This is a genomic window from Pseudomonas sp. P7759, assembly GCF_013386445.1.
Lineage (GTDB): Bacteria > Pseudomonadota > Gammaproteobacteria > Pseudomonadales > Pseudomonadaceae > Aquipseudomonas > Aquipseudomonas azotoformans_A.
Map to the genome: position 1 here is coordinate 123,158 of NZ_JACART010000004.1, position 12,619 is coordinate 135,776.

The 12,619-nt window shown below is 61.3% G+C and carries 8 protein-coding genes and 1 pseudogene; 3 read left to right on the top strand and 6 right to left on the bottom strand.

What is annotated here, in order from left to right; all coding sequences use genetic code 11:
• The first annotated feature begins 258 nt into the window (after positions 1–258).
• Positions 259–1,698, top strand: a complete 1,440-nt coding sequence (locus tag HX823_RS04580; RefSeq protein ID WP_177074325.1) for a cytosine permease — start codon at positions 259–261, stop codon at positions 1,696–1,698.
• Positions 1,695–2,510: pseudogene (locus HX823_RS04585) on the top strand (nitrilase family protein). Before HX823_RS04580 ends, HX823_RS04585 begins: the two are co-directional and overlap by 4 nt.
• 3 nt (positions 2,511–2,513) lie before the next feature.
• On the opposite strand, the gene gbcB reads toward HX823_RS04585, so the two are convergent.
• A complete protein-coding gene (gene gbcB, locus HX823_RS04590) occupies positions 2,514–3,614 on the bottom strand; it encodes a glycine-betaine demethylase subunit GbcB (protein WP_033898152.1) in 1,101 nt (366 codons plus the stop codon).
• Positions 3,615–3,896: 282 nt separating this feature from the next.
• On the opposite strand from gbcB, the gene gbcA reads away from it, so the two are divergent.
• A complete protein-coding gene (gbcA, locus tag HX823_RS04595; RefSeq protein ID WP_038848868.1) occupies positions 3,897–5,192 on the top strand; it encodes a glycine-betaine demethylase subunit GbcA in 1,296 nt (431 codons plus the stop codon).
• 662 nt (positions 5,193–5,854) lie between these two features.
• On the opposite strand, the gene HX823_RS04600 is transcribed toward gbcA, so the two are convergent.
• The 5 genes from HX823_RS04600 to HX823_RS04620 form a co-directional block, all read right to left on the bottom strand.
• Positions 5,855–6,625 carry an electron transfer flavoprotein subunit beta gene (locus HX823_RS04600; RefSeq protein ID WP_177074238.1) on the bottom strand — a complete coding sequence of 257 codons (771 nt, stop codon included), beginning with the start codon at positions 6,623–6,625 and terminating at the stop codon, positions 5,855–5,857.
• A 10-nt stretch (positions 6,626–6,635) separates the two neighbouring features.
• Positions 6,636–7,856, bottom strand: coding sequence for an electron transfer flavoprotein subunit alpha/FixB family protein (locus HX823_RS04605; protein ID WP_177074239.1), 1,221 nt, complete (start codon positions 7,854–7,856; stop codon positions 6,636–6,638).
• A complete protein-coding gene (gene dgcB / locus HX823_RS04610; protein WP_177074240.1) occupies positions 7,856–9,799 on the bottom strand; it encodes a dimethylglycine demethylation protein DgcB in 1,944 nt (647 codons plus the stop codon). Before dgcB ends, HX823_RS04605 begins: the two co-directional genes overlap by 1 nt.
• A 173-nt stretch (positions 9,800–9,972) precedes the next feature.
• Positions 9,973–12,033 carry a dimethylglycine demethylation protein DgcA gene (gene dgcA, locus HX823_RS04615; protein ID WP_038848875.1) on the bottom strand — a complete coding sequence of 687 codons (2,061 nt, stop codon included), beginning with the start codon at positions 12,031–12,033 and terminating at the stop codon, positions 9,973–9,975.
• Positions 12,034–12,048: 15 nt separating this feature from the next.
• Positions 12,049–12,579 (bottom strand): DUF5943 domain-containing protein, encoded by a 531-nt coding sequence (locus HX823_RS04620; protein ID WP_038848876.1) that lies wholly within the window; start codon positions 12,577–12,579, stop codon positions 12,049–12,051.
• Between the last annotated feature and the right edge of the window lie 40 nt (positions 12,580–12,619).

Sequence of the window (12,619 nt, forward strand, 5' to 3'; positions counted from 1 at the left end):
GGACGTCCACCTACTGCTTCACTGCGAAGGGCGACTACGACGAATGTGTTCATCAGCGTAGTCACCCGTAGGAAATTTCTCTATATCCCTTGGAAATAAAAAGTGCATCAGTAAGGCAAACCTTATTCCAGAGGGTTTTGCGCACTCAGTTCAGAGATTCATAAAGTGATTATTTGAGAATGCCGATTCAATTGTTTTTTTGCTTACAAGACTCTGCACAGCTCACTCAATAAAAAACAGACCGTGATGCCTATGAACATGCCCTCTGACCGATCGGCTGCTCCCCCTTCCAGCACGCTGAAAATCGAAACCCGCTCCATCGACTACGTGCCGCGCAATGAACGCCACGGCAAGGTCTGGCATCAGGCGCCGTTCTGGTTCACCGGCAACTTCGTACTCACCACCATGGTCACCGGGTTTACCGGCGCCGCCTTGGGGCTGAGCCTGGTGTACGCGATCCTGGCGATCGTGATCGGCGTATGCCTGGGCACGTTTGCCATGGCGTTCCACGCCAACCAGGGGCCGCGCATGGGCTTGCCGCAGATGATCCAGTCGCGCGCCCAGTTCGGCCTGCGGGGTGCCATCGTGCCGTTTATCGCGGTGGTTTTCGTGTACATCGGCTTCAACGTGTTCAACGTGATCCTGGCCACCGACGCCATCAATACCGTGCTGCCCGGCGACCGCGCACCCTGGTATGCGTTGATGATCATCCTCGCCGTTGTCATCGCGGTCATCGGTCATGACCTGCTGCACACCGTGCAACGCTGGCTGACCTACGTGATGATCAGCGTGTTCGCGGTCCTGACCGTCGCGGCCTTGCTGCATCTGCAAGCCGATTCAGCCGTGGCCGACGCACATTTTTCCTGGTCGGCCTTCCTGATCCAATTGTCAGCCGCTGCGGGCTACCAGATCAGCTACGCCGTGTATGTCTCGGATTACTCACGCTACCTGCCCCACAACACCCCGTCGCGCAGTGTCATCCTCTGGACCTACCTGGGGGCCGCCGGCTCGGCGCTGTGGTTGATGTCGCTGGGAGCATTCCTCGCCTCGGCGCTGCCCTCTCCCGACGCCATTGGCAGTGTGCAGGCCGTGGGCAACCAACTGCTGCCTGGCTTTGGTACCTTTACCGTGCTGATTGCAGTGCCGGCGCTGGTCGGCATCATGGCCGTCAACTGCTATGGCGCGATGCTCACCGGGATCAGTGCCATTGACGGCTTTGTCCCGATCAAACCCAAGATCAAGAGCCGCATCGTCGGGATCAGCCTGGTGGCCGCAATCATTTTCGTGATCGCCTTGAGCATTCCTGAAAGCTACCTGAGCAGCTTCAACACCTTCGTGCTCCTGATGCTGTATTTCCTGGTGCCCTGGACGGCCGTCAACCTCGCGGATTTCTATGTCGTGCGACAAGGACGCTACGCCATCAGTGACACTTTCAATCCCGCCGGCATCTATGGTCGCTGGTCGAGTGCTGGGTTGGTTGCGTATTTCCTCGGCCTGGCGGCAATGATTCCGTTTATGTCGCTGGGTTTTTATCAAGGCCCGATCAGTGTGATGCTGGACGGCGCCGACATTGCGTTCGTCGTCGGCCTGCTGGTCTCGGCAGTGATTTACTGCGTGATGAGCCGCCGACTCGACCACGCCGCCGAGTCGCGGGCCATGCAAGCGAGTGAGCGGGTATTGGAAGGAGACCTGTCGTGACACAGCTACGCGTCGTTTGCCATCAACTGGCGCCGCGTATCGGCGATACCGAGTACAACCGGGCGCTGACCGAGCACGCGATCCGTGGAGCGGCCAGCCTCAAGGCCCAGCTGATTGTCCTGCCGGAACTGATCCAGAGTGGCTACGCGTTCACCGACCGCGAGGAAGCCCACACGGCCTCCGAAACCCTCGACGGCCCGACCCTGAGCCTGTGGAAAAACCTGGCGCGAGAACTTGGGATCATCGTCGTTGCAGGGTTTTGCGAGCGCTTGAGTGGGGGACGTGTCGCCAACAGTGCGGCGCTGATCGAACCCTCCGGACGGTTGACCGTGTATCGCAAGGCACACCTGTGGGACCGCGAGAAACTGATCTTCACTCCCGGTGATGCGCCGCCTCCGGTGGTCGACACCGCCGTCGGACGGATCGGCATGATGATCTGCTAAGACCTTGAACTACCCGAATGGGTGCGCCTACCGGCACTGGCACAAGCGGAGCTGCTTTGCGTTCCGGTGAACTGGCCGGACGGTCCGCGCCCTGTGGGTGAGCGGCCGGCTGAGATCGTAAGGATCCAGGCCAACGCGGCGGTCAACCGCATGTTCATCGCGGCGTGCGATCGCCATGGCGAAGAACGCGGCGTCAACTGGGTGGGCGGCTCGGTCATTGTCGACGCAGATGGCTACCCAGTGGCCGGGGCAGCCTCACATCAAGAGGAACAGCAACTGGTAGCGGACCTGCCCCTGGAACAGGCCCGAAACAAGTCAATCAGCGCCCACAACCACGTTCATCAGGATCGGCGGCCTGGTTTGTACTGAGCATCAGAACTCAATACGCACATCACCCTTCGGCACACTGCAGCACGACAGGATGTAGCCTTCGGCTTCATCTTCTTCAGTGATGCCGCCGTTGTGCTCCATCTCCACCTCGCCGCCCAGCTTCATCACCTTGCAGGTGCCGCAGATGCCCATGCCGCAGGCTTTCGGGATCAACAGGCCAAGCTTGGCGGCCGCGGCATGCACGGTTTCCCCAGGTGCGACGCGAATGCTTTTGCCCGACGCAATGAACTCCACCTGGTGCAGATCCGCCAGGTCGATTTCCGGCGCGTCGGCGGCTTGTTCGGCTTGTTCGACCGCATCCGCACGGGCTTCTGGCGGTGTAGCACCGAAGGATTCCTCGTGATAGCGCGTCATATCGAAACCCGCCACTTCCAGCAGGCGCTTCACCGCGTTCATGTACGGCGTCGGGCCGCAGCAGAACACTTCGCGCTCGAGGAAGTCGGGCACCATCAGTTCGAGCATCTTGTGGTTCAGGTAACCGCGATACCCCGCCCAAGGCTCGCCCAGGCCGTGTTTCTCGCAGATCAGGTGCAGGCTGAAGTTGTCGATGCGCGACGCCATGTGCTCCAGCTCGCGGTGGTAGATGATGTCCTTGGGCGAACGGGCGCTGTGGATAAACGTCATGTCGACGTTGGCGTTGGTGTCGTAGAACCAGCGGGCCATGGACATGACTGGCGTGATGCCCACGCCGCCGCTGAGGTACAGCACTTTCGGGCTCGGGAAGTCGATGGCGTTGAACAAGCCCACCGGCCCGTGCACCGCCAACTCTTGCCCTTCATGAAGGGTGTCGTGCAGCCAGTTGGACACCTTGCCGCCCGGCACACGTTTGATGGTCACCGAGAAGCTGTAGGGCACCGACGGCGAACTGGAAATGGTGTAGGAGCGCATGATCGGCTGGCCTTCGATTTCCAGCTCCAGGGTGACGAATTGCCCCGGTTTGAAAAAGAACAGGATCGGCTGGTCGGCCATGAAACAGAAGGTGCGCACGTCCCAGGTTTCCTGGATGACTTTGACGCAACGGACAATGTGCCGACCATTGGCCCAGGTCTGGGTGGTTACCGGATTCAGGAAATTATTGGACATGTTGTTCTCCACCGCCGACATCGGCCTTATGGTGGCGATTCTGCGTAACGCCAGAACCACCCATTTACCTATCTGCGACATTCACATACTTATCGCGACCAGCCCCCAACGACCTAGGGTTGCGCGTCGGGAACAGATTGGGCCATGTCGCCCATGGATAAGGTTCGGCGCATCGGCGGCCCCACACTCGCTCCCAACACAGACGCTTTCTTTACGCCTTGCAAAGCACCAACCGTAGCCACTATTCGCCGGCCACACAGAATGGCCATGAGGACACACACGATGGACGTCACCGCAACCTTAAGCTTGGGCGATCCGCTGGAACCCGCACGCAAGGCCACCGCGCAAATGCTGCAAGAGCGCGAGCGCACTTTCTCGCTGCCGCAGCCGTTCTACTCTGATGAGCGGTTGTTTGATATCGACATGCAGGAAATCTTCCAGAAAGAGTGGTTGATCGCCGGCATGACCTGCGAGATCCCGGCCAAGGGCAACTACCTGACCCTGCAAATCGGCAAGAACCCGATCATCGTGATCCGCGGCGCCGAAGGCGTGGTGCACGCGTTCCACAACGTGTGCCGTCACCGTGGCTCGCGCTTGTGCACCAGCGACAAAGGCAAGGTCGCCAAACTGGTCTGCCACTACCACCAGTGGACGTATGAGCTTGATGGCCGTCTGCTGTTCGCTGGCACCGAGATGGGCGCCGACTTCGACATGAAGCAGTACGGCCTCAAGCCGGTCAACGTGAAAACCGCCGGTGGCTACATCTTCATCAGCCTGGCGGAGAACCCGCCAGCCATCGATGACTTCCTGTCGACGCTGAACCATTACATGGAACCCTACGACATGGAGAACACCAAGGTGGCGATTACCACCACCTTGATGGAGAAAGCCAACTGGAAGCTGGTGCTCGAAAACAACCGCGAGTGCTACCACTGCAACGCGTCGCACCCGGAACTGCTGAAAACCCTGCTGGAGTGGGACGACGTCACCGACCCGCGCGCCGACCAGGCGTTCAAGGACCACGTGGCCGCCTCCGCCGCCGCCTGGGATGCCGAGAAAATCCCATACGCCCACGCCAGCTTTGGCCTGCGTAACCGTATCGTGCGCATGCCGCTGCTCAAGGGCACCGTGTCGATGACCCTCGACGGCAAGCAAGGCTGTGCCAAGCTCATGGGCCGCATCAAGAACCCGGACCTGGGTTCGATGCGCATCCTGCACCTGCCGCACTCCTGGAACCACTGCATGGGCGATCACATCATCGTGTTCACCGTGTGGCCAATCAGCGCCCAGGAAACCATGGTCACCACCAAATGGCTGGTGCACAAGGACGCCGTGGAAGGCGTGGACTACGACGTGGAGCGCATGCGCCAGGTGTGGGACGCCACCAACGACCAGGACCGTCGCCTGGCCGAAGAGAACCAGCGCGGCATCAACTCCACCGCCTATCAGCCTGGCCCGTACTCCAAGACCTATGAGTTCGGCGTGGTGAACTTCGTGGACTGGTACAGCGAGCGCCTGTTGAGCAACCTGGGGGCCGCTCCGGCGCCGTACCTCAAGGGCGTTGCGGTTCACGAATAACCTGTTGATCTTCGGGGGGCTTGGTTGTACAAAAAACACCCAACCCCCTGATAACCCTTGATTCCCCTGCCCTCCAGCCTTTCCCCAACAACTTATCCACAAAGCCACCCACAGCAATTGTGGGCAACTACGCTTCCTCCCTGAAATTAAATGAAGAAAATCCGTGACTTATTCAAGCCAGTCGGTTTGAACCGGCTTTGTTCATTTATTGACCAAACCAGCACAAGCCACGACTTACGTGGCCTGTAGCGGAACGCGAACACCTTATCCACAGAAGCACCAACAGACTTTGGGGGCAACTTGGAGAGCGCTGTGGAAAACAACCTCAAACCTTCACAAATCGGGGTTTACAGGGTTTTTAGTCGGTAAAAAAACCAAATCGATCACATTTTGATCAATCCGATGAAAGCCTTGATTAATAAGAGCTTCAGCCGACAGCGAACATGTTATCCACAGAAGCGCCAACAGACTATGGGGGCAAGTCGAGCCGGAAAAATGCACAGGAGCAGCGAAAAACCCAAGTAAAAACCGCAAGTTAGCTTGGTTGTTTTTCGTACAGAGGGCTGGAGGGCTTGATTCACAGGGGGTGTGGACAACCGCGAACAGGTTATCCACAGACGGGTCAACAGGGATTGTGGGTAAGCCACATTCCCTGTTCAGCTTCAGCGAACCACACCTTCCTCAACCAGCAGCTTGAGGATAGCTTCGGCGCCCGCTTCCGGGCTCAGGCCCTTGAGCACTTGCCCGCCACCACCACTGGCCTTGGCCGTGGCGGCTTTCATGCGGTCAGCACCGCTCTTGGCCTTGATTACCTTGAGGCGCTTGGGGCGTGGCTTGGCCAGTTGCAGCACGGCGCCTGTGAATAACTCGTCTTGTTCGATTTCGACTTCATGGGCCGCCAGCTCACCGCGCTGCGCCGGGCCGTACGCACTCTGCCGAGGCTTGGGCGCGGCGTTATCCACTGTCGCCAGAAACGGCAGGCGCACCTTCAGGCGTCGCCGCTGGCCGCGTGGCAAGGCTTGCAGCACATGGGCCACGCCGCCGTCGATGGACTCGACCTGCGCCAGCCCGACAATCAGCGGCCAACCCAATTGCTCGGCCAGCAGGTACGGCAGCATGCCCGAGCCTTCACCGGTTTCGGCCTGGCTGCCGGCAAGCACCACCTGGGCACCGGCGTCGCGCAGGTATTCGCTGAGCACCGGCAAGGCATCGCTGCCCGCCGGTTGCTCCAGCACATGCAATTGCGGCAACCCCATGCCCAGGTAGCTGCGCAGGGTCGGCTCAGCAATGTTGCCGGCGTGCAGCACCTGCAACTTATCCCCAGCCATTTGCAGGCCCAATTCCACTGCGCGCGCGTCTTGCTCGGCGCGGCGCGGGCGCCCGGAGGTCGGGTGGGCGCCGATGGATACCAGGCTGATAACATTCGTGTTCATGCTCATATCCTCAAGCCGCATCGCGCTTGGCGCCGTTGCGGTAGGCCTCTACCGCAGCGATCAAGGCATGCAGAATCGCGGCGCTTTCGCCGATGACCGAGAGATCGGCCCGCTTGATCATGTCGCAACCAGGGTCGAGGTTGATCGCCACCACCTTGTCGCAGGCACCGATGCCTTGCAGGTGCTGGATCGCCCCGGAAATACCCACGGCCACGTAGACCCGCGCCGTCACCCAGGTGCCGCTGGCGCCGACCTGGCGATCACGCGCCATGAAGCCATCGTCCACCGCCACCCGCGAGGCGCCTTCGGTGGCGCCCAGGGCCGCAGCGGTCTGGTGGAACAGAGCCCAGTCCTTCACGCCGTTGCCGCCAGAGAAAATGAATTCCGCCTCGGCCATGGGAATCGCCGCCGGGTCCACCGCCACCGCGCCGAGGTCTTCGATGCGTGGCAGGCTGCGCGCCAGAGCTGTGGATAACTCCAAGGGCAACACTTCGTGACGGGTTTCGCTGACGGGATCGGCGCATTCAACGGCCGCCAGAATCAGGCGTGGCAGCGGACGAGCCAAGTCTTCCTGGCCCGCACCGGCGCGGCCGATGCACTCGTCGCCCTTGATCTGCCAAACCCGCGTAGCCGGGCGCTCCTTGAGGCTGGCGGCAAACCGTCGGCCCAGTTCGCCACCACCGCTGCGGCTGTCGGGCAGCAACCAGTGGCGCGGGTTGAACTGGTTATCCACAGCGCGCAAACCCTGCACGCGTTGTTCCGGTGAATAACCGTCGAATTCGTGGCCGTCCAGCACCAGCAGGCGGTCGACGCCTGCGGTGGCAAACGCATTTTCCTTGTGCTCGCCAAACACCACCGCCAGCACCGCGCCGTCACTGCCAGCCAGTTGGCGGGCCAGGCCGAGCAAGTCGCGGTCGTGGCTGCTCAAGCGACCACCGACCATGTCTGGCACCACGTTGATGTAGAACGCAGGCGCCGCCACCTGATGCAGCGGCAACTGCACTTCCACCGCCGCGGTACGCTTGGCCGCGCCGCCCTGCTGGGCGCCGCTGCGGTCGATGCGCTTGATGCCATTGGGGCCGATGAAGCCGACGCCATGGACGTTCTTGCGGATGACCCCGTTAGGTCCCATCCAGCTGTGTTGCACCGGTTGCATCGCTGCGTGCAGCGGGTGCAAGCGGTTGCGGGCGATCCATTCGGCCCGTGGGTCGCGGCGGATAATGTCGCTCATTAATGCACCTCCGCAGGTTCACGCTTGATGGGAGCTTTGGTGGGCACTGCATCTTCAAGTAATGCGTCGGCCACCAGCTCGGCAATATCCTTGATCAACGGGCGCGGCTCGACTACGCCTTCCAGCATCGCCGTGCATTGCGGGCAACCCACGGCCACCAGCTCGGCGCCGGTTTCGCGGATGTCGTCCATACGCATGTCCGGGATCCGTTGCTTGCCGGAAATGTCGGTAATCGGCGCACCGCCACCCCCACCGCAGCAGCGTGAGCGGAAACCCGAGCGTTGCATCTCCTTGACCTCGATGCCCAATGCCCGCAGCACTTGGCGCGGCGCCTCGTATTCGCCGTTGTAGCGGCCCAGGTAACAAGGGTCGTGGTAGGTCACGCTGTTGCCCTTGTGCTGGCCCAGGTTCAGCGCCCCCTCGCCGATCAGCTCGGCCATGAAGGTGCTGTGATGTTGCACCCGATAGTTGCCGTTGAAGGCGCCGTATTCGTTTTTGAGCACATGGAAGCTGTGCGGATCGCAGGTGACGATGCGCTTGAAGCTGTATTTGGCCAGGGTCTGGATATTGCGCGAAGCCAGCAACTGGAAGGTCGCTTCATCGCCCAGACGACGGGCCACATCGCCGCTGTCGCGTTCTTCCAGGCCCAGCACGGCAAAGTCGACCTTGGCCGCCTTGAGCACTTTGACGAAGGCACGCAGGGTACGTTGGTTGCGCATGTCGAAGGCACCGTCGCCGACCCAGAACAGCACGTCGGCACTGCCTTTCTCGCTGAGCAGCGGCAGGTTCAGGTCGGCCGCCCAGTTCAGGCGACCACCCGGAGCGAAACCGCCGGGGTTGTCGGTGGCGATCAGGTTTTCCAGGACTTCCGCGCCTTTGTTCGGCGTGGCGCCTTTTTCCAGGGTGAGGTGACGGCGCATGTCGACGATGGCGTCCACGTGCTCGATCATCATCGGGCACTCTTCCACGCAGGCGCGGCAGGTAGTGCAAGACCACAGGGTCTCGGCGTCCACCAGGCCGTTGACGATCGGCTGATGCGGGTTGCCGCTGTGTTCGCCGATGGCTTTGCCCGGATACGGGCTTCCGGCGAACTTGGCATCGGTGCCGCCGGCCAGGCCGACCACCATGTCCTGGATCAGCTTTTTCGGGTTCAGCGGCTGGCCGGCGGCGAAGGCCGGGCACGCGGCTTCGCACTTGCCGCACTGTACGCAGGCGTCGAAGCCGAGCAGTTGGTTCCAGGTGAAATCCTTGGGTTTCTCCACGCCCAGCGGTGCGGATTTATCGCTCAGGTCCAGCGGTTTCAAGCCAGTGGAACGGCCGCCGCCAAAACGCTCGGCGCGACGGTGCCAGGCCAGATGCAAGGCACCGGCGAAGGCGTGCTTCATCGGGCCGCCCCAGGTCATGCCGAAGAACATCTCGGACACGCCCCACAGCACGCCCACGCCGAGCAACGCGGCGAGCAACCAGCCACCGAAGTCCGCTGGCAGAATCCCGGCCACCGGCAGGGTCACCAGGAAGAAACTGACCGAGAACGCCATCAGGCTTTTCGGCAGGCGCATCCATGGGCCTTTCGAAAGACGTGCAGGCGGATTGCGGCGGCGCAGGTAAACGAAGGTGGCGCCGACAAACATCAGCACCGACGCCAGCAGCAAGGCGTAACCGAGGATGCGATTCTGCAGGCCGAAGCCGTGGACCAGAATGGCGAGCAACGCCGACAGCACAAAGCCCAGCGCGGTGGCGACGTGGGTGTTGGCGATGTATTTGTCGCGGGCGACCACGTGGTGCAGGTCGACCATGTAGCGCTTGGGCATGGCGAGCAGGCCGCCCAAAAGGTCAACCTTGGACGCGCGGCCACGGCGCCACATGTTCACCCGGCGCAGGGCGCCGAGGACGGCAAGGCCCAGGGCGGCGAACAGCAGGATAGGCAGCAAGGTGTTCAACATGGTGAAGCTCCCAAAGACCACACAGGTCTACTGTGAAACTGGCCCCAAATGTGGGAGCGGGCTTGCTCGCGAATGCGGTGTGTCAGCTGACGCATTCGGTGGCTGATTCCCCGCGTTCGCGAGCAAGCCCGCTCCCACATTTTTGACCGAGTACACATTGGTTCAAGGCTGGGTCAGAAATCCTTGCAAAGGCGCAGGGCGTCATAGATCGCAGCGTGGGTATTGCGCTGTGCCACACAGTCACCGATACGGAACAGCAAGTACCCCTCACCCGCCTCGCTCAGGCACGGCTGCGGCTTGATCGCGAACAAGGCTTCGACGTCGATCTGCCCCTTGTTGCGCGAGCCTTCCTTGAGTGCGTAGTAGATGGCTTCGTCCGGGCGCACGCCGTTTTCGACAACCACCTGGTCCACCACCCGCTCCTCTTTGGCGCCGGTGTATTCGTTCTCCAGCACCGCCACCAGCTTGTCGCCTTCGCGGTAGACCTTTTCCAGCATCATGTCGCCGGTCATGATCACTTCTTTCGGGTACATGCTGCGGTAGTAGGTCGGGAACGACGTACCGCCGATGGCCACGCCTGGCTTGATGTCGTCGGTGACGATCTCGACCTGGCTGCCCTTGTCCGCGAGGAAATCCGCCACCGACATGCCGGTGAATTCGCAGATGGTGTCGTACACCAGCACGTTCTTGCCCGGCGCGACTTTGCCGTCGAGCACATCCCAGCTGCTCACCACCAGGCCTTCGGCCGCGCCCCAATGTTCGTTCTGTTCCACATTCGGATGTCCGCCTACCGCCAGCACCACCACGTCCGGACGCACGTCCAGGATAGTGTCGGCATCAGCGGCCACGCCCAGGCGCAGATCGACCTTCAACCGCGCCAACTCCAGTTGGTACCAGCGGGTGATACCGGCAATCTGGTCACGCTGCGGCGCCTTGGACGCCGTGGTGATCTGCCCACCAATAAACTCTTTCTTTTCGAACAGGGTCACGTCATGGCCGCGCTCGGCCGCTACGCGTGCAGCTTCCATCCCGGCCGGGCCGGCACCGACCACCACAACCTTGCGTTTGACGCCGGTGGTTTTTTCGATGATGTGCGGCACACCCATGTATTCACGGGAGGTCGCGGCGTTCTGGATGCACAACACATCCAGGCCCTGGTACTGGCGGTCGATGCAATAGTTGGCGCCGACGCACTGCTTGATCTGGTCGATCTGGCCCATCTTGATCTTGGCGATCAGGTGCGGGTCGGCGATGTGCGCACGGGTCATGCCGACCATGTCTACATAACCGCCTTCCAGAATGCGCGTGGCCTGGTTCGGGTCCTTGATGTTCTGCGCGTGCAGCACCGGGACCTTGACCACTTCCTTGATACCGGCCGCCAAGTGCAGGAACGGCTCCGGTGGATAACTCATGTTGGGGATCACGTTGGCCAGGGTGTTGTGCGTGTCGCACCCCGAGCCCACTACGCCGATGAAGTCCAGCATGCCGGTGTCATCGTAATACTTGGCAATCTGCTTCATGTCCTCATGGGACAAGCCGTCCGGGTGGAACTCGTCACCGCACAGGCGCATGCCCACGCAGAAGTCGTCACCGACTTCGGCGCGCACGGCTTTCAGCACTTCCAGGCCGAACTTCATGCGGCCTTCGAAGGTGCCGCCCCACTCGTCGGTACGCTTGTTGACCCGCGGGCTCCAGAACTGGTCAATCATGTGCTGGTGCACGGCGGACAGTTCCACACCATCCAGGCCGCCAGCCTTGGCGCGTTTGGCAGCACTGGCATAGTTGCCGATCACGCGCCAGATTTCTTCCGGCTCGATGGTCTTGCAGGTCGCGCGGTGCACCGGCTCACGCACGCCGGACGGCGACATCAAGGTCGGCCAGTTGAAGCCGTCCCAACGCGAGCGACGGCCCATGTGGGTAATCTGGATCATGATCTTGGCGCCATGCTTGTGCATCGCGTCGGCCAGGTTCTGGAAGTGCGGGATGATGCGGTCGGTGGACAGGTTGACCGAACTCCACCATTCCTGCGGGCTGTCGATAGCCACAACCGAGGAACCGCCGCAGATCGCCAGGCCGATACCGCCCTTGGCTTTCTCTTCGTAGTACTTCACATAGCGGTCGGTGGTCATGCCGCCGTCGGTCGCATAGACCTCGGCGTGGGCGGTACTGAGCACGCGGTTGCGGATGGTCAGTTTGCCGATCTGGATCGGCTGGAACATTGCTTCGAAAGCCATGGCACGGTCCTCGGCTTACAACGGCTTGACGGTGAACAGGCCGTCATCGTGGCCCTCTTCGGAGCCTCCGTAGACTTGCTCTGCAACAGTGCGAATCTTGCTGCCACGCGCCTCAAGAATCTGGTCCATGGCGCCCGCAAACCAGCCAGTGAACATGTAGTCGACCTTGCGCCCGACCTTGCCGTACACGTACACAAACGCGGAGTGTTCCAGCTTGACGCTGCAGGTGCCTTTATCGAGGTCAATGTCCTGGATCTTGAACAGGCCCCAGCCGCGTTGCGACAGGCGCTTCATGTAGTGCTCGAACACCGCGACGCCTTCCAGGCCGTGGCATTCGGCTTCCTTTTCACACCAGTGCCAGGCGGATTTGTAGCCGGCCTTGTAGAGGATTTCGGCGTAGGCATCGGCGCCCAACACTTCTTCGATGCCGATGTGGTTGTTGACGAAGAAATGGCGTGGCACGTACAGCATCGGCAGGGCGTCGGAGGTCCAGACACCGGTTTCGCTGTCGACTTCGATAGGCAATTGCGGGGCGATCTTGGCCATGGAAACTTAACTCCAGAAAAATTCTTGTTAATGCCCCCGG